General features: G+C 35.4%; 21 protein-coding genes and 1 tRNA gene. 15 read left to right on the forward strand and 7 right to left on the reverse strand.

The window, feature by feature from the left end:
* Nucleotides 1–5 precede the first annotated feature (5 nt).
* From RQM59_RS10390 to RQM59_RS10410, 5 genes are all read left to right on the forward strand, one after another.
* Complete coding sequence (locus tag RQM59_RS10390; RefSeq protein WP_349242041.1) at nt 6–746, forward strand: MlaE family ABC transporter permease; 741 nt, start codon at nt 6–8, stop codon at nt 744–746.
* Nucleotides 746–1,513, forward strand: a complete 768-nt coding sequence (locus tag RQM59_RS10395) for an ABC transporter ATP-binding protein (RefSeq protein WP_349242042.1) — start codon at nt 746–748, stop codon at nt 1,511–1,513. The genes RQM59_RS10390 and RQM59_RS10395 overlap by 1 nt, the downstream gene beginning before the upstream one ends.
* 58 nt (nt 1,514–1,571) lie before the next feature.
* Nucleotides 1,572–1,644: transfer RNA gene (locus RQM59_RS10400), tRNA-Lys, on the forward strand.
* A gap of 105 nt (nt 1,645–1,749) precedes the next feature.
* Nucleotides 1,750–4,146: a TonB-dependent receptor gene (locus RQM59_RS10405; RefSeq protein ID WP_349242043.1), complete on the forward strand. Its 2,397-nt coding sequence runs from the start codon at nt 1,750–1,752 to the stop codon at nt 4,144–4,146.
* Nucleotides 4,147–4,212: 66 nt separating this feature from the next.
* On the forward strand, nt 4,213–5,673 hold the full coding sequence (locus tag RQM59_RS10410; RefSeq protein ID WP_349242044.1) for a DUF389 domain-containing protein: 1,461 nt from the start codon (nt 4,213–4,215) through the stop codon (nt 5,671–5,673).
* A 25-nt stretch (nt 5,674–5,698) separates the two neighbouring features.
* Here RQM59_RS10410 and RQM59_RS10415 read toward each other — a convergent pair whose 3' ends face one another.
* The 3 genes from RQM59_RS10415 to RQM59_RS10425 are packed head-to-tail and all read right to left on the reverse strand — an operon-like array spanning nt 5,699 to nt 8,042.
* A complete protein-coding gene (locus RQM59_RS10415) occupies nt 5,699–6,769 on the reverse strand; it encodes a mannose-1-phosphate guanylyltransferase (protein WP_349242045.1) in 1,071 nt (356 codons plus the stop codon).
* A complete protein-coding gene (locus RQM59_RS10420; protein ID WP_349242046.1) occupies nt 6,762–7,352 on the reverse strand; it encodes a SprT-like domain-containing protein in 591 nt (196 codons plus the stop codon). Before RQM59_RS10420 ends, RQM59_RS10415 begins: the two co-directional genes overlap by 8 nt.
* A 9-nt stretch (nt 7,353–7,361) precedes the next feature.
* Nucleotides 7,362–8,042 carry an SDR family NAD(P)-dependent oxidoreductase gene (locus tag RQM59_RS10425; RefSeq protein WP_349242047.1) on the reverse strand — a complete coding sequence of 227 codons (681 nt, stop codon included), beginning with the start codon at nt 8,040–8,042 and terminating at the stop codon, nt 7,362–7,364.
* Between the two features lie 68 nt (nt 8,043–8,110).
* Between RQM59_RS10425 and RQM59_RS10430 the strand changes: the two genes are divergently transcribed.
* Together RQM59_RS10430 and RQM59_RS10435 are read left to right on the forward strand one after the other, a co-directional pair.
* Nucleotides 8,111–9,391: a metal-dependent hydrolase family protein gene (locus tag RQM59_RS10430; RefSeq protein WP_349242048.1), complete on the forward strand. Its 1,281-nt coding sequence runs from the start codon at nt 8,111–8,113 to the stop codon at nt 9,389–9,391.
* 64 nt (nt 9,392–9,455) lie between these two features.
* Nucleotides 9,456–10,478, forward strand: coding sequence for a hypothetical protein (locus RQM59_RS10435; RefSeq protein ID WP_349242049.1), 1,023 nt, complete (start codon nt 9,456–9,458; stop codon nt 10,476–10,478).
* 247 nt (nt 10,479–10,725) lie between these two features.
* On the opposite strand, the gene RQM59_RS10440 is transcribed toward RQM59_RS10435, so the two are convergent.
* The gene (locus RQM59_RS10440; RefSeq protein WP_349242050.1) at nt 10,726–12,240 is read right to left on the reverse strand and encodes a hypothetical protein; all 1,515 of its coding nucleotides are present in this window, start codon (nt 12,238–12,240) and stop codon (nt 10,726–10,728) included.
* 41 nt (nt 12,241–12,281) lie between these two features.
* Nucleotides 12,282–13,325, reverse strand: coding sequence for a glutaminyl-peptide cyclotransferase (locus RQM59_RS10445; RefSeq protein WP_349242051.1), 1,044 nt, complete (start codon nt 13,323–13,325; stop codon nt 12,282–12,284).
* Nucleotides 13,326–13,494: 169 nt separating this feature from the next.
* Between RQM59_RS10445 and RQM59_RS10450 the strand changes: the two genes are divergently transcribed.
* Nucleotides 13,495–13,746, forward strand: a complete 252-nt coding sequence (locus RQM59_RS10450; protein WP_349242052.1) for a type B 50S ribosomal protein L31 — start codon at nt 13,495–13,497, stop codon at nt 13,744–13,746.
* Nucleotides 13,747–13,799: 53 nt separating this feature from the next.
* On the opposite strand, the gene RQM59_RS10455 is transcribed toward RQM59_RS10450, so the two are convergent.
* A complete protein-coding gene (locus tag RQM59_RS10455) occupies nt 13,800–14,672 on the reverse strand; it encodes a TolB family protein (protein WP_349242053.1) in 873 nt (290 codons plus the stop codon).
* Nucleotides 14,673–14,820: 148 nt separating this feature from the next.
* Nucleotides 14,821–17,673: an aminomethyl-transferring glycine dehydrogenase gene (gene gcvP, locus RQM59_RS10460; protein WP_349242054.1), complete on the reverse strand. Its 2,853-nt coding sequence runs from the start codon at nt 17,671–17,673 to the stop codon at nt 14,821–14,823.
* Between the two features lie 129 nt (nt 17,674–17,802).
* Here gcvP and RQM59_RS10465 point away from each other — a divergent pair, with 129 nt between their 5' ends.
* The 7 genes from RQM59_RS10465 (at nt 17,803) to RQM59_RS10495 (ending at nt 24,946) form a co-directional block, all read left to right on the forward strand.
* Nucleotides 17,803–18,618, forward strand: coding sequence for a UbiA prenyltransferase family protein (locus RQM59_RS10465; RefSeq protein ID WP_349242055.1), 816 nt, complete (start codon nt 17,803–17,805; stop codon nt 18,616–18,618).
* A 147-nt stretch (nt 18,619–18,765) separates the two neighbouring features.
* On the forward strand, nt 18,766–20,658 hold the full coding sequence (gene serA, locus RQM59_RS10470; protein WP_349242056.1) for a phosphoglycerate dehydrogenase: 1,893 nt from the start codon (nt 18,766–18,768) through the stop codon (nt 20,656–20,658).
* A gap of 196 nt (nt 20,659–20,854) precedes the next feature.
* Nucleotides 20,855–22,120: a kynureninase gene (kynU, locus tag RQM59_RS10475; protein ID WP_349242057.1), complete on the forward strand. Its 1,266-nt coding sequence runs from the start codon at nt 20,855–20,857 to the stop codon at nt 22,118–22,120.
* Between the two features lie 73 nt (nt 22,121–22,193).
* Complete coding sequence (locus tag RQM59_RS10480) at nt 22,194–23,588, forward strand: FAD-dependent oxidoreductase (protein WP_349242058.1); 1,395 nt, start codon at nt 22,194–22,196, stop codon at nt 23,586–23,588.
* Nucleotides 23,589–23,593: 5 nt separating this feature from the next.
* Nucleotides 23,594–24,112 (forward strand): DUF1697 domain-containing protein, encoded by a 519-nt coding sequence (locus tag RQM59_RS10485; RefSeq protein WP_349242059.1) that lies wholly within the window; start codon nt 23,594–23,596, stop codon nt 24,110–24,112.
* Nucleotides 24,109–24,549, forward strand: coding sequence for a hypothetical protein (locus tag RQM59_RS10490; RefSeq protein ID WP_349242060.1), 441 nt, complete (start codon nt 24,109–24,111; stop codon nt 24,547–24,549). The genes RQM59_RS10485 and RQM59_RS10490 overlap by 4 nt, the downstream gene beginning before the upstream one ends.
* Nucleotides 24,542–24,946, forward strand: a complete 405-nt coding sequence (locus RQM59_RS10495) for a RidA family protein (protein ID WP_349242061.1) — start codon at nt 24,542–24,544, stop codon at nt 24,944–24,946. Before RQM59_RS10490 ends, RQM59_RS10495 begins: the two co-directional genes overlap by 8 nt.
* Nucleotides 24,947–24,948 lie beyond the last annotated feature (2 nt).

A 24,948-nucleotide genomic window follows, 5' to 3' on the forward strand; every position in this document is an offset into this window, starting at 1 on the left:
TTTGGATGAATTACCTAAGTCATATTGGTAAATATTTTTTAATGTTGGGTCAGGTTTTTAGAAGGCCTCAAAGAGGACGTGTTTTCAAAGAAGCCTTGTTTAGAGAAATTGATGAACTTGGTCTGAAGTCATTGGGTATTATTATGTTCATTTCTTTTTTTATTGGCGGAGTTATTGCGTTACAGACTGCCTTGAATATCGAATCACCTTTTATACCGCAATATTTAATTGGATTTGCCACGAAGAGATCTATCATTTTAGAGTTTGCTCCTACATTTTGCTCTATTATTTTGGCAGGAAAAGTAGGGTCGTATATAACGTCTAGTATTGGTACAATGCGGGTAACAGAGCAAATAGATGCCTTGGAAGTGATGGGGATAAACTCGATAAACCACCTAGTCTTTCCAAAAGTATTGGCTACTGTTTTCTTCTACCCATTTTTAATTGTGCTGTCCATGTTTTTAGGAATTTTAGGAGGATGGGTTGCCGGAGTTACTTCTGGAATCTTTTCTCATGTCGATTTTTTATATGGAGTACAATTGCAGTTTGATCCTTTTCTAATTAAATATGCCCTTGTAAAGACATTGGTCTTTGCCTTTTTAATTGCAACAGTTCCTTCGTATCATGGATACTATGTAAAAGGAGGTTCCATAGCAGTAGGAAAAGCAAGTACTCAATCTGTAGTTTGGACCATTATATTAATTGTAATTGCCAATTACTTTTTAACACAAATGTTGTTAACATAATGATAGAAGTCAAAAATTTACATAAAGGATTTAATGATGTTCAGGTGTTAAAGGGAATTACAACCACTTTTGAACCAGGTAAAACAAGTTTGATCATTGGTCAAAGTGGTTCCGGAAAAACCGTATTCCTAAAGTCATTAATTGGACTGCATACTCCAGAAGAAGGAACGATTTCCTATGACGGAAAATTGAATATTGACTTTACGTTAGAACAGAAAAGAGAATGGCGTCAAGAAATTGGGATGGTATTTCAAGGAAGTGCGCTGTTTGATTCTCAAACCGTTCAGGAAAATGTTATGTTTCCGCTAAAAATGTTTACAAAACAACCTGAAGATGAAATGTTAGATCGGGTCAACTTTGTGTTACAAAGAGTAGATTTGGAAAACTCAAATTTTAAGTTGCCAGCAGAGCTTTCTGGAGGAATGCAAAAAAGAGTTGCCATTGCTAGAGCGATTGTGATGAATCCTAAATATTTATTCTGTGATGAGCCTAATTCAGGATTAGATCCTAACACGGCAATATTGATAGATAATCTTGTACAAGAAATTACGCACGAATACCAAATTACTACGGTCATTAATACCCATGATATGAACTCGGTTATGGAGATCGGAGAGAAAATAGTTTTTTTGAAAGATGGTGTAAAAGCATGGGAAGGAACTAAGGATGATATCTTTAAAACTGATAATGAGTCGGTTGTAAAATTTGTGTATAGTTCCAAATTATTTAAGAAAGTTCGAGAGGCATATTTAAATGAAACAAAATAAAAAATTCCTTTGGTTTTTATGAAATAGGTTTCTATATTTGCACCCGCTAAGAAAGGATGACCGGGTAGCTCAGTTGGTAGAGCATCTCCCTTTTAAGGAGAGGGTCCTGGGTTCGAGCCCCAGCCCGGTCACAAAAGCTTCTCAAATTTGAGAAGCTTTTTTGTTTTCAAGACTTTCCTATTTGAAAAGAAAAACTTATTTTTGTTTAATGATAATTAGAATAAATTAAACAAAAATTGAAACATACCATAGCTCTCTCTTTCGCGCTGTTATTGTCTATTTCCTCTGTGCTTTCACAAGGAAGAATTAGTGGTAAAGTAATTGATGCAGCAACTAGAGAACCGCTCGTTTCTGTGAATATTAGTATTGTAGGAACATCTGTTGGAGGAGTTACTAAAGATGATGGAACTTTTGAGATTGAAAATGCTCCTTTTGGTTATGTAAAAATCCAAGCTTCATATCTAGGTTATAAAACGATACTTTCCTCAGATTACCTAGTTACACAAGAAAAAACACCCTATATCCTTATTGAATTGGAAGAGGAAAATAGTGCATTAGACGAGGTTGTGATCAAGAGAAAGCTATTTAAAAAAAACATTGAGAACCCATTATCTCTAAAATCATTAGGTTTAGCAGAAATAGAAAAAATACCTGGAGGAAACAGAGACATATTAAAGGTGCTACAGTCATTGCCTGGAGTAGCTTCTAATCCTGGGTTTAGGAATGATATTATCATTAGAGGAGGGGCTCCTTCAGAAAATAAGTTTTACCTAGACGGGATAGAGGTTCCAGTTATCAACCATTTCCAAACCCAAGGAGCTACTGGCGGCCCAGTCGGAATCGTGAATACAGATTTAATACGAAATGTTGATTTTTATTCCAGTGCTTTTTCTGCGAATAGGGGAAACACGTTAAGTTCAGTTATAGAATTTACTCAAAAAACAGGAAACCCCGATCGGTTTGATTTTAGAGCTACTTTAGGAACATCAGATGCTGGAATTACCATAGATGGACCTTTAGGTAAGAATACAACTTTAATAGCATCTGTTCGACAGTCCTATTTACAGGTACTCTTTAAACTTATTAAACTACCTTTTTTGCCTACTTACAATGACTTTCAATTCAATATAAAAACAGAGTTCGAAAATAGTCAACTGTCCATTATAGGTATTGGAGCTATAGATACTTTTGAATTGAATGAAGAGGTTAACAACGATGTAAGTGATGAAGAAACTTTGAAAAGAAATCGATATATATTGGCAAATATTCCTGTTCAGAATCAATGGAATTATACCATCGGTGCAAATTACAAGGTTTTTAAAGAACATGGCACACAACAATTTGTGCTAAGCAGAAGTGTTTGGGATAATAGCGCGATTAAGTATTTTCAGAATTCTGGAATAGTAACTGACCTCTTATTAGATTACGATTCTAGAGAGATTGAGAACAGGTTTAGATTTGAGAATAGATTTACTTTAAATGGTTACTCAATAAATGTTGGCGTGGGATTAGAGCAGTCTACTTACAAGAATACAACGTTTCAACAAATAGCCAATAGCTCAGGAGTAGATGTTCGAAATTATCACACGAAGCTAAACATGTTTAAATATGCGTTATTTGGACAATTATCGAAACGTTATTTTGGGGATAGGCTTTCACTTTCTGCTGGTTTCAGGCTGGATGCAAATGACTATAATAGTGAAATGAAAAACCCATGGAATCAGTTCTCTCCTAGGATTTCTGTGAACTATGCGTTAAGTAATACATGGTCTTTAAATGCCACAACTGGGATCTATCAACAACTGCCAGCGTATACCATACTAGGGTTTAGAAATAATGCAAGTGTATTAGTGAATAGAGATAGGTTAAAATTCTTAAAGGCAACCCATGTTGTTTTGGGCCTTGAAAATAAACCGACAGAAACGATCAAACTGACTTTAGAAGGATTTTATAAGAGATATAGTAACTATCCTTTTTCGTTAAGAGATCAAATTAGTTTGGCAAATCTGGGATCCGATTTTGGCGTAGTGGGGACAGAAGAAGTAACATCAAATTCTGAAGGAAGAGCTTTTGGTTTTGAACTTTTGGCGCAGAAAAAATCATATGATGGACTATATGGAATACTGTCCTATACATATGTTCGCAGTGAATTTAAGAATGCTTCAAATCAATTTATACCAGCCACATGGGATAATAGACATCTATTGACATTTACTGGCGGTAAAAAGCTTCAAAAAAACTGGGAGATTGGTGTAAAGTACCGCTTGGTTGGAGGTAGGCCCTATACACCTTATGATATGAATGCCTCAAGTTTGATCTCGAATTACAATGTCGCGAATCAGGGAATCTTAGATTTCACACAATTGAATACCGCACGATTCAATGCTTTTTCTCAGCTGGATGTTAGAATTGATAAAACGTGGTATTGGAAGAAGTGGGCATTAAACTTCTATGTCGATATTCAGAATCTATTAAACAATAAAGCACTCGAGCAACCATTTCTTACTCCAAGCTTAGATGTTAACGGGAATCCATTAATAGATCCAAATGACGCTAATAGATATATTCTAGAAGAGATTAAGAACGAAAATGGAACGGTTTTACCAAGGTTTGGATTCATCGTTGATTTTTAATTGTTTTCAAGTAGTACGATTTGTTTTTGTATATTTCCATGGTAATCTAAAAAGAGAATTGAATTTATGGAAGAGCAGCCTGTCAAAGATAATGTAGAGCAGTCCAAACAAGATGTTCAAAAAGATGCTAGGGGCTTATTTGAAAGTATAAAGAGGTTTTTAGTTGAGTTATTAGACTTTAGGCATGACACTGATCATGCGGCTACCGTAGAGGCGATAAAAAATGATATTCCATTCAAAGGAGCCACTGCTTGGATTCTCATATTCGCAGTGTTTGTTGCGTCCATTGGACTGAATGCAAATTCAACGGCAGTGGTAATAGGAGCCATGTTAATATCGCCCTTAATGGGGCCAATACTGGGCGTTGGAATGTCATTTGCTTTGAATGATATAGATACTTTTAAAAAATCGGCGGTGAATTTGGCAACGATGATCGTTCTGAGTTTATTCGCATCATTCTTATTCTTCTATTTATTTCCGCTAAGCGAAGATACCTCTGAGTTATTGGGTAGAACAAAACCAGATATTAGAGATGTGTTAATAGCGTTCTTTGGAGGTTTAGCATTAATGGTTGCTAGAACAAAAAAAGGAACCATTGCTTCTGTAATATTTGGGGTAGCTATTGCAACCGCTTTAATGCCTCCTTTATGTACCGCCGGGTATGGTTTAGCCGAAGGGAACTTGGTATATTTCTCACAAGCTATGTACTTGTTTACGATCAATACTATTTTTATTGCACTCGCTACTTTCATCGTATTGAAACTATTGAACTTCCCAATGCATAAGTATGCGAATTCTGCTAAAAGAAAACGCTATAAAACGATTGCTGCAGTAGTAGGTATTGTAGTAATGATTCCTGCTGTTTTTACTTTTATAACGGTGTATAAGGAAAACAAAATCAATAATCAGATTGCAGCTTTTATTAAAAACGAAATTAATGCAAATCCTTCGTACCAATTAATGGATGAAGATTTTGATATGCAAACCAAAACGCTCAACTTGAACTTTTTTAATGAGGTCAATGTAGCGGAGGAGAACTCTTTAAAAAACCAATTGGTAAACGACCCTAGATATGCGAATCTGGTGGATGTAAAATTGAAGATAAAGGGAAGTGATACAAAAAGTTTTGATCTGATCACCACCGCTTATCAGGAAAAAAGAGATGAGCTAAGGGAGAGCAAGAATATTATAGAAGGATTACAAAATAAAATCAAGGATTTAGAAGAAACAATCACTTCCTTAAATAATAGAATAGAGCAAGATGCACAAGCAAATAATCAAAAGGCCATTGCTTTTAGCAGAATTGCGCAACAAGCGAAGATTAGGTATATTGATATCAATACTATTGGGTTTGCTAACGTTCTATCGTCAAAGGATTTTATCAAAATTGACACGATTCCAGTTGCCATGATTTCCTGGCAACCAAATTTGAGTGATAGTATCATTTCGATTAAAGAGAATGAATTGAGAGCCTGGATGCAAGGAGAATTAGGCTTAGATACATTATATATTAAAAGAGAAAAATAAAAAAAGCACCATATGGTGCTTTTTTTTAGACTTGTGAATCTCCAAAAGTATCCCGTACTTCCGAGACAATTTGCTTAATATCTTGTTCATCCTTTTTCGGACAGATCAATAATACATCTTCTTTTTCAACAATTATGAAATCTGATAATCCCTGGATCACTACTTTTTTTCCATTTTGCGTTTTTATCATGTTTCCATTGGCGTCTCTAAAAATAGTATCTGCACCGACAGTAGCATTTTTATGAGCATCCTTTTCTAACTTGTTGTATAAAGAGCCCCAGGTTCCTAAGTCATTCCATCCAAAATCAACAGGAAGTACATGTACATTGCCAGCACGTTCCATAATACCAAAATCAATTGAGATATTTTCGGCATCCTTATAATGATCTTTTATAAAGGACTTTTCATTTTCTGTATTGTAGGTGCCGCTCTCATTGAACAGCGAGATCATCTCTGGTAAATGTGATTGGAATGCTTCAATGATACTCTTTGCAGACCAAACGAAGATGCCGGCATTCCATAGATAGTCTCCACTAGCTAAGAATTTTTCTGCCGTTTCCAGATTTGGTTTCTCCGTAAAGTTTTTCACCTTTTTTATATCATTTGAGCCTTCTTCAAACTGAATATAACCATACCCTGTATTTGGAGAATTGGGTTGTATTCCTAAAGTCATTAAGATATCATTCTCAGAAGAAGCTTTAAAAGATGTTTCGATGTTTCGAATAAACTCTGCTTCATTATTGATCCAATGATCCGAAGGAGCCACTAACATTACACCATCTTTGTTTTGATCATATATTTTTAACGCGGCATACAGAATGCAGGGCGCAGTATTTCGCATGATAGGTTCTAAAAGTAATTGGTTTTTAGAGACTTTAGGCAATTGTTCTAAAACTAGATTTTCATAGCGTTCATTTGTGGCAATCAATATATTTTCAGAAGGAACTAGTCCATTAATTCTATTGAAAGTCCTTTGAATTAACGACTCTCCTGCCCCCAGCATATCATGAAATTGTTTAGGGAATTCTTGCGTGCTTACTGGCCAAAACCTCGATCCGACACCACCGGCCATAATTACCGCATAATAGTTATTCATGTTCTATAGTTTTTACTTCTGCATTTTGATTGAACAAATACATTTTATTTGTCGAAACTTGCAGACATTCATATCGCGTTCTTCTTTTTTTTCCTCGTTTATATAGCTTCCCTTTAAAAGTAAAACTACCATCCATTGGAACGTCAAAGATAAAACTCTTTCCTTTAGGAGCGATACCTTCTTTTAAAGCTAGTGTTAAGTTTACATCAGAACCAGTACTTGCTTTAGGGTTCTTTAGGTATTGAGCTAGTGGTTTTAATATAGCCTCAGGATATATCTCAGAGGTTAAAAAGGGAAGCATTAAATGTTGAAATGTCATCTTCCATTCCTTCCCATGAGGTTTAACACGACCGTATTTTTGATAGGTTACGTGATGCGCAATTTCATGAATAAACGTTAGCAAGAATTGATATTGATTGAGATTGTTGTTAACGGTTATCAAAAATTGACCATTGGGAAGTCTCCTAAAATCACCATGCTTTGTTTGACGTTCATTGACGATCTTTAGATTAATATTATATTCAGAAATCAAAGATGTGACGGAAGGAACTGCTGTTTCAGGGATGTACTCTTGAAAATTCAAAGTTCGATCTTATGGTGTAGAATTTGAGACTTGTAAAACTTTACCATTGTAAAACTGATTACCAGTTAGCGCAAAATTGTATACATAATCTGCCATTTGAGGAGCGGATAAAGGCGCTTGGTATCCTGGGAAAGCTTCTTCCAGCATTTCCGTTTGGACGGCACCAATGGCTAATACATTAAAAGCAATGCCAGATTCTTTATATTCCTCTGCCAAAACTTCTGAAAGGGTAATAACGGCTCCTTTTGCAGAGCTATATGCCGCAAGTCCAGGAAACTTCATGCTTCCTTGAATGCCACCCATACTACTCATGGTTACTACATGCCCTCCAGATTGCATAAAAGGAATCAATAATTTCGTGATGGCCGCAACACCAAATACATTTACTTTATATACATCTATAAAATCTTTTTCGGTCAATTCTGAAAAGGGTTTATTGATTAACATTCCTGCATTATTAACTACAATATCAACATGATCCCATTTTGAATTTACAAAATCAGAGACTTTTTTTAAATCACTAGATTCCGAAAGATCAACCGATAAAGCTGTAATATTTGAAAGATTGAGGTTGTCAATAGTTGCTGTATTTCTGGAGATTGCTAATACATTGTGTCCGTTCTTAGCGAAATGTTGAGCTAAGGCAAAACCAATACCTCTACTGGTTCCTGTAATAATAATATTCTTCATGCTTTCCTATTCATTTCAAAGAGCAATCTAGTCATTTTTTCATACATTTAGGCAATAAACAAACAACAATGAGAAAATTACTAATCACCCTATCATTATTATTTTTAGCAACGCACATTTTTGCTCAAAAAACATATATCCATTGTGGAAAATTGGTTGACACCAAATCGGGAAAAGTGTTGACAAAAAAGACAGTAGTTGTTGAGAAGAACAAAATTGTAGATGTGTTAAACGGCTATATAAAAGGTAAAGCTAAAGGAGATGCGTCTATAGATCTTAAAAATAAGGTGGTATTACCTGGCTTAATAGATATGCATGTACATATAGAACATGAATTTGGACCGAAAACAAGATTAGAAAGATATATTTTAAATCCATCTGATGTGGCTTTTAATTCAACTGGTTACGCCAAAACTACGCTACTGGCAGGATTTACCACTGTACGTGATCTAGGGGGTTCTGGAGTTAATATATCCTTGCGAAAAGCGATTGATGCAGGTAAAATAGTTGGGCCAAGGGTGTTTACGGCAGGTAAATCTTTGGCAACAACAGGAGGTCATGCAGATCCAACAAATGGAAGTAGTAGAAAATTGGTTGGAAACCCTGGGCCGAAAGATGGTGTGGTGAATGGTGTTGATGATGCTAAGAAAGCAGTACGTCAGCGATATAAAAATGGAGCAGATTGTATTAAAATAACGGCAACAGGAGGCGTATTAAGTGTGGCGAAGAGCGGAGATAATCCGCAATTTACCGTAGAAGAAATTAAGGCAATATGCGAAACGGCCAAAGATTACGGAATGCACGTTGCTGCGCATGCACACGGCGATGCTGGAATGCAAAGAGCTATTATCGGAGGCGTAAAAACTATTGAGCATGGAACGTATATGAGTGATGCAACGATGGAGCTGATGAAAAAACATGATGCCTATTTAGTTCCTACCATTACTGCAGGAAAGGAAGTAGAAGAGAAGGCTAAAGTAAAAGGATATTATCCAGCGATTGTTGTGCCAAAGGCATTGGCAGTTGGACCACAAATTCAAGGGACATTTGCAAGAGCATATAAGAAAGGTGTTGGAATTGCTTTTGGAACTGATGCAGGTGTTTTTACACATGGAAAAAACGGAAAAGAATTTGGCTATATGGTCGAAGTTGGAATGCCAGCAATGGAAGCAATACAATCAGCGACCATTACGAATGCGATGATCTTAAAAATGGATAACGAAATAGGTCAAGTAAAGAAAGGATTCTTTGCAGATATCATTGCTGTTGATGAAGATCCGACAAAGAACATTAAAACAATGGAAAATGTGGTGTTCGTAATGAAAGATGGAAAAGTGTATAAAAAATAGGTTTTTTATGTAACATATTTCGTTGATTTTCTACTAATTATGTAGAATTGATAAATCAATTTAGATGAAAAATATACTTCGATACGGGAATAAAATGGTACCACTTTTTATTCCCGTTTTGTTTGGAATAAGTTTATTGTTGATCATACAATCTCAAGCATTCGTACAAAATGCAAGCGCGTTGTCAACAGCCATTACCATAGACTTCTTAATCACGATTCCATTCGTTTACTTTTTAATCATACGTAAACGAAACATCCCTAAAATTACGGTACTGAGTATGTTCGTATTAGGTATAGTGGTTTTGAGTTTCGCACTACCAGAAGAAAACCAATCTTTATTGACGGCAATAAAAGTATTTGCGATACCGATTGTAGAGGTTACGGTATTAAGTTTCGTTGTTTATAAAACAGTGAAGATATCCAGATCCTATAAAGAACAAAAGAATTCAGGAGATTTTTACACAGCGATGAAAAAGGCCGCTTCTGAAGTGTTGCCCCAGCAGGTAGCGGCAATCTTAGTTACGGAGATTTCAGTGGTGTACTATGGTTTTATACATTGGAGAAAGAAAAAACTTAAGAAAGATGAATTTTCATACCATAAAAAGAGTACTACGCTTTCCATTATAGTTGGATTCTTAATGGTAATTCTCATTGAAACCTTTGCTGTACATTTCTTACTGCTGAAATGGAGCTCCGTGGCGGCTTGGATTCTTACCATATTAAGTGCTTATACAGCATTGCAAATTTTTGCTTTGGCCAGATCTATTTCTAAAAGACCCATTACAGTTGATATGAAAGAGAAGGAATTAATATTGCGATTTGGATTCTTTTCAGAATGGTCTGTATCGTTACATAACATTCGAGAAGTAGAATTGTCTAATAAAGACCTTCCTGAGGATAAAAGTATTGTGCCTTTTTCTCCCTTAGGAGGACTTACAGAACATAATGTGATTCTACATTTTAATAACGAAGAACAATTTTCAGGGTTTTATGGATTGAAGAAAAAAGCATCTTCCTTAGCTATTTATGTAGATGATAAACAGCGATTTTTTGAGACCGTTGAAAATTATATTTTATCAGTGTAACGAATGAGGTGAATGATATACTAATAGTGTTACAAAATATAACCAAGAATAAAGTTTGCAATGAAATACACTGGAATAATTATCGGAGGTGTTTGTATCGCATTCCTAATGAAGAGTTTTGTTAGTGAAACGTTTACTCCTAGATTTTTAAATTTTGAGATCAATATATGGTTGTACCGGACTGTTTGGACGGCAATAGGCTTTTTTTCGCTGTATGATTTTTATAAAAAAAGAAAGTCAGAAAACCTTAAAAAGTAATATGCTGATACGCTCCAATATCGGGCATGCTTGTTCTATCAACTCCCAATATATCTAAAGGTACAAGTGCAGAAAATGCACCATTGGCCTTGTTAATCGCATCACTCATGTTCCCAATAATGAAGTCATTGATAGCAGTGTTTCTAAAATGAGGAGTACCATTTAATATGACTCCAGGATACTTAGTAGCATTTGTAAAATCAAGCTCAGAAACCCCAGCATACGTGCCATTAATATCATTGAACTGGATCATACAATTTGTAGTGCTAAAATTAAAGAGGCTACCATCTACCTTATCTAAGATAAACTCAATATTGGAATTCCCATCAATGATACAGTTGTTGAAATTGGCGGCATGTAAATCTCTGGTCTCTGTTACTTCTTGACCGCTACTATTGGTAAACGTAAAAAAGTTGTTCACTAAAACCGTAGGTAACTGCCTAATACCGTTGTTCCAATAATTAGCAAAGGTTGAATGTGTAAAATTATAAGTTCCTCCTATGGTCGCTGCTAAAGACGCCTGTCCAGCATTTCCAAGGACAAGATTTGTTCCCTGGATATTGGTTTCCCTACCAAGGATTCCGTAATTTGAATGATTATAAATCTCAGTATTGGTTAGCGTTAAGGTTCTTGTGGTAGTATCGGAAATCGAGTCCACCAAAACACCAACAATACCATTCTTTATAATGGCGTGATGTATTTCGTTGTCAATACTACCGGCACGCATCCATATGGTACCCCATTGTCCAGGAATGGTACTGAAAGAATGCTCTAACCGATCCCCTTCAAAAGTCACTTTATCAGTCAAAGAACCGTTTACTTTCAAGCTACCGCCATCGTCTACAATTAATCCAGAATCGCTATGAAAATGAATTCTGGCACCAGCCTCAATGGTCAACGTTTTATTCGCAGGTACTGCAGCATATCCATAAACTACATAGGGTTTCGCATTGGTAAATGTCAGCTCACTGTCTTCTAAAAAGCGCCCATGTATTGTAGTGGGTTGGCCATCTAAGGTAAGCACATCTATGTCCATGGTTACTGGATCCCGGCCAGGATAAATGAATCTAGCGTCTTGTACTAGCGTAACTAGATCTACATCTTGTTGATTCGAACCTGTATCGAATAAGATCTTATCTGTGTATAATGGATTGGTTACCGAAGTAATATCAATGGTAGTTTCAATAAAAATGAATATACTGTCTTTAGCCAAAATATCTACATTTTGAAAAGCCTTTCCAGGAACTCCATCAACATTTAATCTGTACTTAGAACTCGTACCATTTTCCAAGCGAATGTCTGGGATTGTAATGTCACTATTACTTCTGTTGTATACTTTTAAATTATAGGTAGCCGATCCAATATTGGTAAAAACAGTATCTAGATATACCGTGTCCTTAGAAAATGCAAGGTTTCCCGAACTTGGGATCGTGCTAAAATCTTTTCTACAGGAAGTGATAGAAATTAGAAGTAAGAGTAGTAAGGCAGATACTAGATATCTCATGCAATAAATTTAGCTAAAAATATAACTTTTATTCGGTTCTATTATTGCTTTTTTACCAATTCAATCTCAAATAATTTCCCCCAATTTTTCCCTGTAACAAATAATCTATTGTTTTTAGCATCAAAAGCAATTCCGTTTAATACATCATCCGTTTCAAGTTTTTGGCTTTTCTTAATTTGGTTTTGAAGCCCAGATAAATTGGCCAATCCTTTTACAGCTCCTGTTGAAGCATCGATAATTGCGATTGTTGGCTTTTTCCAATAATTGGCATAAATATCTCCATTGATCAGTTCCAACTCGTTTAAATCTTTTACGCTTCCTTTATGGTGATACACCTGAATAGCTCTTTTTTCTTTATGCGTTTCAGGGTCCAGGAACCAGATCTTATAAGTTCCATCAGATTTAATTAATTCAGAATCATTGTGAGTAAAGCCCCAGCCTTCTGAACTTTTTCCATATGCAAACTCTTTTTCTTTTTTCAAGGTTTTTAGATCATAGACAAAACCTTTTTTCGATTGCCAAGTTAGAAAATGGATCTTATCGTTAAAGATGGTGATACCTTCTCCAAAATACTTTTTATCAATATCTATCTTCTGTAATACTTTCCCTGTTTTAATTTCTACTTTTCTTATGGAAGATGCACCACGTTGTCCTGTACTTTCATATAGAAATCCATTATGATATTCTAAGCCCTGTGTATATGCTTTAGCATCATGAGGATAGGTATTTATAATTTTGTACGTATAAATGGCAGGGGCGAAGTCAGAAAATATTTCTATAGTGTTGTTTAATCTTTTTACTTTTCCTGGATAGAATACCAACGCTTTAAGCGCATGTTTTCCTAAACCAATGTTAGCAGAATTTGCCGAAAAACTATGTTTTGCATCCGAGGCATATGGTACTCCATTTACAAAAAATTGTACCGAATCTATAGGTTGATTGTTTTTTTCAGTCAGCTTCACTGTAAACGAACCATTCATTTTGACCGACTTAGGAGCATCAACTTTAAATTTATAGGGCGTGTCACAAGAAGATAACAGCGTGATAGTCAATAAACAAAGGATACTATACTTTTTGAAATTCATTTGAGATTGTTTTATACAAATAAAATAATTTATTTGTTTGTAAATAGAAAAATATGGTTAAATTTGCACCCTCGATAGTTAAAAGTGAGTATTTAACTATTTTTAGAGTAATAGCTTTACCAACTTTACTCGGAGATAAATATAAGTTAAAGTATTAAAAGTATATACAATGAAAAAAGGAATTCATCCAGAAAATTATAGAATGGTAGCATTTAAAGACATGTCTAATGGAGATGTTTTTTTAACACGTTCTACTGCCAACACAAAAGAAACTTTAGATGTTGACGGTACTGAGTATCCTTTAGTAAAATTAGAGATTTCTAGAACATCTCACCCATTTTACACTGGTAAGTCTAAATTAGTTGATACTGCAGGACGTATTGACAAATTCAAAAACAAATACTCAAAATTCAAAAAGTAATCTTTTAGAATTTAAAGCATATAAAGCCTCGACATTGTCGAGGCTTTTTTTATTCATTCTATTTTGAATTTTATAGGGATGAATGATGGCGCATAGTTGTAGTTTCTATTAGTCAACTTTTTTTGATTGCTTCCATCTGCATTCATAATATATATATGCTGATTATTTCTTTTATTACCTCTTTCAAATACAATCTTGGTATCATCAAAGGACCATTTAGGACGTATATCCATTAAAGGATTTTTTGTAATGCGCGTTGTCTTTTTGTCCAGGATGTCATACACGTAAATCTCGAGATTACCATCCTTGTCTCCATAATAGAGAATCTTCTTTTTATCCTTAGATAATTGAGGGGCAAACTTATTGCTAGTACCGGTAGTAATTATGTGTCTGCCAGAGCCATCGGGTTTTATTTTTACGATTTGGTAAATTCCATCAATTTCTGAAGAATAGTAGATAAAATTATCATTTCCCCACATAGGCATAGTATCTGTTTTTTTACTTCGGGTAATTCGTTTTTGCTTTTGACCTCTTTTATCCATTATATAGATGTCACTATTGCCACTTTTTGAAGAAACAAACACAATTTTTTTACCATTAGGAGACCATGAAGGATTGTATGTCGCAGCATTTGAATTTGTTAACTGTTTAAATGAATTCTTTTTGATATCCATAGACCAGATTTTCCACCAGCCAACACGTTCAGAGGTAAATATAATATGACTTCCGCTAGGAGAAATTACCGGACTACTATCTTTTCTTGGATGTTTGGTAATTTGTTTTAAAGTTCCATAGGAATCTAATGTAAATAATTGATCTGAACCATTAATCTGTTTGGTAAAAAGAATCTGATACTCTTGTGAATGTATCGTTGTTGAAATACAAAGAAGGACTAAAATGAATAATAGCCAGTGTAGAATTTTCATACTGGGTGTTTTAATACTCTAAAATTAAAGATTAGCAATTGCCTATGGATCACTTTTGTGACGTGCTGTTGATTTTGTGATAAATGGGCATAAAAAACTCAGCAATTCAATTGCTGAGTTTATATATTATAAGAGTACTAGTTTCTCTTTATGCTTCCATATAATCCTCAATAGGATTACAAGAACAGATTAAGTTTCTATCACCAAAAGCTTCATCAACACGACGCACACTTGGCCAGAATTTAGTATCTGAGACAAACTCTAGTGGGAATGCCGCTTCTTGTCTAGAATACGGGAAATCCCATTCATCGTTTGTTACCATAGCCATCGTATGGGGTGCATTCTTTAGCACATTGTTTGGGTCTTCCTTTTTAGCAAAAGCAATCTCTTTACGAATAGAGATCATTGAATCACAAAAGCGATCTAATTCTGCTTTATTTTCAGATTCCGTAGGTTCTATCATCATAGTTCCAGCTACAGGGAAGGATACTGTTGGCGCATGGAATCCGTAATCCATTAAACGTTTTGCAATATCTACCACTTCAATGCCATTTTCTTTAAAATCACGACAATCAATAATCATTTCATGCGCAGCTCTACCCATTTCTCCAGAATACAACGTTTCGTAATGACCGTGTAAGCGTTCTTTGATATAATTAGCATTGAGAATAGCCAGTCGAGTTGAATCTGTTACGCCTTGTGCTCCTAACATGGTAATATATCCATAAGAAATCAAACAAGCCAAAGCACTACCCCAAGGAGCAGCAGAAATAGCAGTGATTGCTTGATTACCTCCTGTGGGTATTACTACTGGATTCGAAGGTAAGAATGGAACCAATTGTGGAGCCACACAAATAGGCCCAACACCTGGACCACCACCTCCATGTGGTATTGCAAATGTTTTGTGCAGATTTAAATGACATACATCAGCACCAATAGTTGCAGGGTTTGTTAATCCAACCTGAGCATTCATATTTGCGCCATCCATATAGACTTGACCACCATTATCATGAATAATTTGCGTAATTTCTTTAATAGCACTTTCATATACTCCATGTGTAGAAGGATAAGTAACCATTAACGCTGCTAAATTATCCTTATGTTCAATCGCTTTCGCTCTTAAATCTTCAACATCAATATTTCCATTATCTGCTGTTTTGGTTACAATTACCTTCATTCCTGCCATCACTGCTGAAGCAGGATTGGTTCCATGCGCAGAAGCAGGAATTAAACAGATGTTTCTATGGTAATCTCCATTACTATGATGATACGCTCTAATAGTCATTAGTCCAGCAAATTCACCTTGCGCACCCGAATTAGGTTGTAATGAGGTACCAGCAAAACCAGTAATTACGTTTAATTGTTCTTCTAATTTCTTCAGTACCTCTTGATATCCTTGAGCTTGATCTAGAGGAACAAAAGGATGAATATTTCCCCAATTTGCCAAACTCAATGGTAGCATTTCAGAAGCTGCATTTAATTTCATAGTACAAGAACCTAAAGAAATCATGGAATGATTCAATGCTAAATCTTTACGTTCCAAACGTTTGATATAACGCATCATTTCAGTCTCTGATTGATAGGAATTAAATACTTCGTTGTCTAAGAAAGAGGTATTTCTTTTAGCTAAATCAGGAATTACATCGGTCTTTACAAAAGTATCCACTTCTGTTGTTGGCAAGTTAAAAGCTGTCGTGAAGGTATGCACAATAGCATTGATTTCTTTTAGTCCAACAGTTTCGTTTATAGAAATTGAAATGGTATTATTATCTATATAATTAAAGTTGATTTCATTTGCTTCTGCAACCGTTCTTAAGGCAGCGGCTTCTGTTTTTACAGTAATCGTATCGAAATAATGTGAATTGGTTTGTTCAAAACCTAAATCAGTTAAGGCATTGGCTAGCGTGGTTGTACTCGTGTGTACACTATCCGCAATAAACTGCATTCCGTTTTTACCATGAAAAACGGCATACATTCCAGCCATTACCGCCAATAATACTTGTGCTGTGCAAATGTTAGAAGTTGCTTTTTCACGCTTAATATGTTGTTCGCGAGTTTGTAAGGCCATACGTAATGCTCTACCGCCATCTCTATCCTTAGTAACTCCAATAATTCTTCCTGGAATACTTCTTTTATATGCTTCTTTAGTTGCAAAATAACCAGCGTGAGGACCACCATAGCCCAGTGGAATACCAAAACGTTGTGTAGTTCCTACAACGACATCTGCGCCAAATTCGGCTGGTGCTTTTAACTTTACCAATGATAAGATGTCCGCAGCAACTGCAACTTTGATTCCGTTAGCATTCGCTTTTCCTACAAAACCTGTATAATCATATACCTGTCCATGTTTTCCAGGATATTGAACAATGGCTCCGTAAAATTCATCGGAAAAATCAAACTCTTCATGATTACCAACAATTAATTCGACGCCAATAGGAATCGCTCTAGTTTGTAAAACCGATAAAGTTTGTGGTAATATTTCTTCAGAAACAAAGAATTTATTTACGCCTGCTTTTTTCTGAGGTCTCTCTCGTACATCATATAATAAGGCCATTGCTTCAGCAGCAGCCGTAGATTCATCTAACAATGAAGCATTCGCTAACTCCATTCCAGTTAAATCACAAATCATTGTTTGATAATTTAGTAATGCCTCCAATCTTCCCTGTGCAATCTCAGCTTGATACGGGGTATATGCCGTATACCATCCTGGATTTTCTAAAATATTTCTTTTAATTACACTAGGTATAATCGCTTCATGATACCCCAGTCCAATATAACTTCGAAATACTTTATTTTTTTTAGAAACCGCTTCTATATGGTTTAAGTATTCATATTCGCTCATTGGAGCGTCTAATTGTAAAGGTGCCGTTAATCTAATATCATCTGGGATAGTTTCATCAATTAGTTGTTCTAAACTGGATACACCAATAGCAGACAATAGCTGCTCCTGTTCTGATGGATTAGGACCAATATGCCTTAGTTGAAACGAATTTGTATTCATTAGTTGTATGTTAAATTTTGCGTATCAAAAATAGTGAAAAAAAGAGATTTAGAATATGTCAATTATCATAAAAAAAACGATGCCTATATAAAAGGTTCCTATTGTAAAAAGAATACTTATTTTTGTAATATGAGTTTTCTAAAAGTGATTTTTGATTTTTATATCAACTCCAGTATTCACGTAGCTTTAGCAGTTTATGCTTTTACAAGGATCACGGCATTGTATTTTGGAATTGATTATCAAGAGGACCTTGACTACTTTATTTTTTTTGCTACCATATCGGGGTATAATTTTGTGAAATATGCGGGAGTTGCAAAATTACACCATATGAGCTTAACTAAAAATTTACGGATCATTCAGCTTTTTTCACTGGTTTGTTTTATTGCTATGTGCTGGTATGCATATAAATTACCCATTAGAACCTTGTTGTTTTTTGTGCCGTTCGGAATTCTCACTGTGCTATATGCAGTACCTTTTTTAAGTGGTTTTCAAAAAAATTTGAGAAGCATTGGACATTTGAAGGTTTTGGTAATAGCTTTCATTTGGGCGGCTACGACAGTATTATTACCGATATATCACATGGAAGAACCTATAGAAGCAAGTGCAATCTTGTTGGCAGTACAACGATTTCTTCTTGTAGTAGTTCTTATCCTACCTTTCGATATCCGGGACCTAAGGTATGATGAGGTCTCTCTTCAAACCATTCCTCAAAGGATTGGTGTGGCTCAGACCAAAAGATTTGGATTGGCGTTAATGTTGTTTGCATTGACGATTGAATTTATGGAGGCATCAAACACATCTTTTAAAAATGTATTTATGATATTCTTCTTTGTCATTCTTGTTTTCTTAATGAGAGCCAAAGAAGATCAACCTAAATATTATAGCTCCTTTTTTGTAGAGGCGATTCCCATTTTTTGGTGGTTATCCCTTTTGATGATCTCCTAAGGAAACTACATTTCCTGTATCATTTAGTAAGTTGTATGTGAATTCTTTACCCAATATAGAATTAAGAAAACGGTTTAGTAAAAAGGTATAATAAAAGTATCATATTAACACTTCATTTTGTAAGTTTATCCCTTGTAAAATTTAGACATGATCCCAACAAAGAGAAACTTTGTATTTGATTTTGATAGCACATTGACTAGGGTAGAAGCGTTAGATGTTCTGGCAGAGATTACATTAGTGAATAACCCTCAGAAAGCTGAGATTATTCAGGAGATAGTTGACATTACCAATTTAGGTATAGATGGTGAGATTTCGTTTACGGAATCATTAGACAGACGTATAAAATTGCTAAATGCTAAGAAATCCGATCTTTCTTTATTGATTGATGAGTTGAGAAAAAAGGTGTCAACTTCAATAGAAAGGAATAAGGAATTCTTTGAAAACTATTCAGAAGATATTTATGTCATCTCATGCGGATTCAAAGAATTTATAGATGATATCGTTAAAGATTATAATATTCCGTCTGAAAGAGTGTATGCAAACACATTTGAATTTGATGAGGATGATAGAATTATAGGCTTTGATGCTGATAATGTATTATCTACGCATAACGGAAAGATAAAATGTTTAAAAGATTTGAATCTGGAAGGAGAGGTGCAAGTGATTGGAGATGGTTATAGTGATTACGTGACCAAGGAAGCAGGAGTTGCTGATCGTTTTTTTGCGTACACAGAGAATGTTGTTAGAGATAGAACCATAGAGAATGCAGATCATATTGCTCCTAATTTTGATGAATTCTTATATGTAAATAAATTGCCTAGAAATATTTCCTATCCCAAGAATAGGATCAAAATGTTGTTATTGGAGAATGTGCACCCCGATGCTTTTGCAAAATTATCTAAGGATGGTTTTACCGTAGAGACAGTATCGACAAGTTTATCTGAAGATGAGCTAATTGAAAAATTGAAAGGGGTTCATGTGCTGGGTATACGTTCTAAAACTCAAGTGACTAGAAAAGTTATAGGATCCGCAAAGAAATTAATGGCTGTTGGTGCTTTTTGTATTGGCACAAAACAAATAGACTTAGACGCAGCTAAGGAAAATGGAGTGATTGTATTTAACGCCCCTTATAGTAATACACGTTCCGTTGTTGAGTTAGCAATTGGAGAGATCATTATGTTAATGCGAAGCGTTTTTCAACGTAGTACAGAATTACACAATGGGCTATGGAACAAAACAGCTCAAGGAGCTAAAGAAGTACGTGGTAAAAAACTGGGAATTGTAGGGTACGGAAATATCGGAAAGCAATTGTCCGTTTTGGCTGAGGCGCTTGGAATGAAGGTGTATTATTACGATGTAGAGGATAAATTAGCCTTAGGAAATGCAGTTCGAGTGGAAAAACTTTCGGAATTATTATCTATGGCAGATGTAATTACTTTACATATTGATGATAACCAGGCAAATGAAAATTTTATAGGAGACGATGAGTTTGCGCTGATGAAAGAAGGTGCTTATCTCATCAATCTTTCAAGAGGTTTTGTAGTAGATATGAAGGCACTTAAAAAGGCTTTGGAGGTAGGAAGATTGGCTGGAGCTGCAGTGGATGTGTATCCTAAAGAACCTAAGGCAAATGGTGATTATTATACAGAACTAAGAGGTTTGCCAAATGTAATTTTGACTCCGCATGTTGGAGGAAGTACAGAAGAAGCTCAAAAAGATATTGCGGATTTTGTACCAGGTAAAATCATGGCTTATATTAACTCAGGAAATACAGTAGATGCTGTGAATTTCCCAAATATAAGATTACCTAGACAGGTAAATGCACACCGATTCTTACATATCCATAAAAATGTACCTGGTATTATGGCGAGTATTAACAAAGTGTTGGCAGAGTTCGAATTGAACATTACTGGTCAGTACTTATCTACAGATGCTAAGGTTGGGTATGTAATTACCGATATCGATAAAGAGTACAACAAAAAGGTGATTAAAGCTTTAAAAAAGATAGAAGGCACGATAAAGTTTAGAGTGCTTTACTAGTAAATACTTTCAAATTGAATTTTGAAGTAAAGTATATCATTTCGAACGAATGTGAGAAATCTTAATAAAGAGATTTCTCAATCATCTTGACGATGTCAAAACTCATTTCGAAATGACAATTAAGTATCGATTTTTATTCCTTATTTTTACAGAATAAGAAATACAAAATCGGCTTAAAGCTGTCATTTTTTTGCTAATGAAGTACCAAACTACGCTAGATTACGCTCAACGATTAGATCAAGAAGATCCACTGTCCTATTTAAGAAACGAATACCATATTCCTAAAAATATCAAAGGAAAGGATTGGTTGTATTTTACAGGGAATTCCTTAGGGTTGCAACCAAAGGCAACGCAGGATTATATTCAACAAGAGTTAGATGATTGGGCAAATTATGGTGTAGAAGGTCATTTTGAGGCAGCTAACCCCTGGATGCCATACCATGAGTTTTTAACGGAAAATATGGCAAAGATTGTAGGAGCAAAACCTATTGAAGTGGTAGTAATGAATACACTTACGACCAACCTTCATTTGTTAATGGTATCGTTTTATCAGCCTACAAAAACGAAGTACAAGATACTTATTGAAAGTGATGCTTTTCCATCGGATAGATATGCGGTGCAATCTCAGTTAGAATTTCATGGATTTGATGCCAAAGAAGGCTTGGTAGAATGGAAACCAAGAGATGGAGAGGAACTATTGAGAATGGAGGATTTGGAGACTATTCTTGAAGAGCAGGGAGATGAAATTTCTTTGTTAATGATAGGAGGAGTCAACTATTATACAGGCCAGTATTTAGATATAAAAAGAATCGCTCAATTGGGACATGCGAAGAATTGCATGGTCGGAATAGATTTAGCACACGGAGCTGGAAATATACAACCGAATTTGCATGATAGTGGTGTTGATTTTGCGGCTTGGTGTACCTATAAATACTTAAATTCAGGACCAGGAAGCTTAGCAGGTTTATTTGTGCACGAAAAACATGCACATACTAAAGATTTACCGCGATTTTCAGGTTGGTGGAATCACAATAAGGAAACTCGCTTCAATATGCGTCAACCTTTTGACGTAATGTCCGGAGCAGAAGGATGGCAATTGAGCAACCCACCCATTTTATCCATGGCAGCTATTAAGGCGTCGTTGGATCTGTTTGAAAAAGTTGGAATGGATGCTTTACGCAAAAAATCAGAGAAGTTGACAGGTTATTTTGAGTTCTTGATCAATGAAATTGGTTCAAGAGATATTAAGATCATTACACCATCCAACCCAAAAGAAAGAGGGTGTCAATTGTCTATTCAGGTGAAAAACGCAGACAAAAGCTTACATCAAAAACTAACCGATAACCATATAATTACCGATTGGAGAGAACCCGACGTGATTCGTTGTGCACCCGTACCGATGTATAATAGTTTTGAAGATGTATATCGAATGGTAGAAACTTTGAAAAACGTATTAAAATAATGGATGTCACCTCGAGCGCAGTCGAGAGGTCTCAAAATTAGGTTTTGACTGAGTTCGACCTGACAAAATTAAAATGAACAAAAAAGAAAACATATTAATAATTGGAGCTGGGTTATGTGGTTCCTTATTGGCATTGCGGTTAGCGCAAAGAGGCTATCAAGTAGAAGTTTATGAAAGTCGCCCCGATTTACGTACTACGGATATTTCAGCTGGAAGGTCCATTAACTTAGCATTGTCAGATAGAGGATTAAAAGCATTGCGTTTGGCGGGTGTAGAAGAGAAGGCTAAAGAAATATGCATTCCTATGTATGGAAGATTGATGCATGACAGGCAAGGAAATACGTTTGCCTCTAATTATTCGGGTAGAGCAGGAGAATATATCAATTCCATTTCAAGAGGAGATCTAAATGGAATTTTACTAACAGAAGCTGAAAAGCATGAAAATGTGAACATACATTTTAATAATAAATGTTTAGATGTGGATGTTGAAAGGAAGACGGTAGCGTTCGAATCATACCAAACCAAAAAACAATTTACGATAAATGCGGATGTTATTTTTGGAACAGATGGTGCCGGTTCGTCCCTTAGAAAGAGTTACGAAAAACAGTTTTCCGATTTCAAAGTTTCACAAGAATTCTTAACACATGGATATAAGGAACTGGAAATTTTAGCAGATGCTAAAGGAACACATAGAATCAGTAAAGACCATTTACATATCTGGCCGAGAGGAGATTATATGTTGATTGCCTTACCAAATATGGATGGAAGTTTTACGGTAACACTATTTCTAGGTCATGAAGAAGGCGAGTATAATTTCAAAGAATTAGCGTCAGAAGAACACATTAAAGACTTTTTTAAGAAGCAATTTCCCGATGCTTTAACATTGATTCCGAATATATTGGAAGAGTTTGAAAACAATCCAACGGGAAGATTAGGTACGGTAAAATGCGTACCGTGGTATTATAAAGGAAACACAATCTTGATGGGAGATGCCGCGCATGCTGTGGTGCCTTTTTATGGACAGGGAATGAATGCTTCCTTTGAAGATGTAGTGGTATTGGACAGAGTTTTAGATCAATATGAAAGTGATGAATCCGACTGGGGAAAAATCTTTTCGGCATATCAAAAAGCAAGAAAACAAGATGCAGACGCCATTGGGTATTTAGCAGTCGAAAATTATGCTGAAATGAGAGATCATGTGGCAAACCCAGTTTTTAAGGAAAAGAGAAAAATAGAAATGGATTTGGAAAAAACATTTCCGACAGAATACTTTTCAAAATATTCATTAGTAACGTTCAATGAAGATATTGGTTATCACGAGGCGATGACCAAGGGAAGAGCTCAGGATAAAGCATTATTAAGCATGGTTGAAGGCAATGAAGTTTCTACTTCGTTAGAAATGTCAAAAGAAGAGTTGACGGTGGTTTTGAAAAGGGTGCAGGAAGAAACAGGTAAGATGTTAAAATAACTCGTATGACAAGATATATTGTCTTATTAAGAGGAATCAACGTATCTGGGAAAAACAAACTCCCAATGCAAGATTTACGTGAATTATTGTCTGAATTGGGATATGAAAATGTGCAAACGTATATCCAAAGTGGAAACATCATTTTGGATTCTGAAAAAGAGAAACTGGTTCTTGAAAAAGAAATAAAAGTAGGAATCAAATCAAAATTTGGATACGATGTTCCTGTAATTGCCAGAACGGTTAAAAGTATAGAAAAAGCAATTCAAGGAAACCCTTATCCAGTAGACAATGAAAAGGTAGTAGCTGTCATTTTTTTGAGTAAGGTGGCTACAAAAACAGACGTTGAGATAAATAGGGCAGAAGAAGATCAATTCACTATTTTAGAAGATGTAGTGTATATTTACTGTCCAAACGGTTTTGGAAGAAGTAAGTTAACAATCAATGTTTTTGAAAAGAAGCTAAATGTATCTGCTACTTCTAGAAACTGGAGAACAACAAAGAAATTATTAGAATTAGCCCAATGAAAAAAAATGTGACCATATTATTCCTACTCGTTTCGGCTTCTGTTGTGGCTTGCTCTTGTATCCGAAGTAAATTCAGTAAAAAACATGTGGATAATGCTAGCTATATAATAAAAGGCGAGGTATTGAAGGTTTCGCATGACAAGAAAAATTGGCAAAATATAATTACATTCAGAGTTGACGATGCTATCAAAGGAAATACCAAGAAAACTGTAAAAATTAGAACAGCTCAAGATAGTGCTGCATGTGGATTATACGTGCAAAAGAATGATCAATGGTTTTTATTTGTATATGAACTTGAGGGACAAATGCACATAGGGCTGTGTGATAAAAATATCCGATATAATAGAAGACCTGGTGAAAGTAGAGCGCTAAGGAAAAAGAACTGTAAAATCATAAAAAACTATCAAAAAAAGATTAAAGAATTTAGAAATGAGTAAAAAAGTAACACCTAGAGGAGCTTACCCGCATGTAAAGATAGTGGGAGATTTTATTTTTGTTTCTGGAACGAGTTCCCGAAGAGCAGACAATACCATAGCTGGTGTTGATATCATAGACGAAATGGGAACAAAACGGTTAAACATTGAAGCACAAACTAGGGAAGTGCTACGCAATATTGATAAGAATTTGCAGACGGTTGGGGCAAGTATAAAAGATGTGGTAGATGTTTCTACATTTTTGGTGAATATGAATGATTTTGCAGGCTACAATAAAGCCTATGCTGAGTTCTTCGATAAGGAGACAGGCCCTACAAGAACAACAGTAGCCGTTCATCAATTGCCGCATCCAGATTTGGTGGTAGAGATTAAGGTAACGGCATATAAGAAAACAAGCTAATT

It is taken from the genome of Asprobacillus argus (genome assembly GCF_032248395.1).
In the GTDB taxonomy this organism is placed as follows: Bacteria; Bacteroidota; Bacteroidia; order Flavobacteriales; family Flavobacteriaceae; genus Polaribacter; species Polaribacter argus.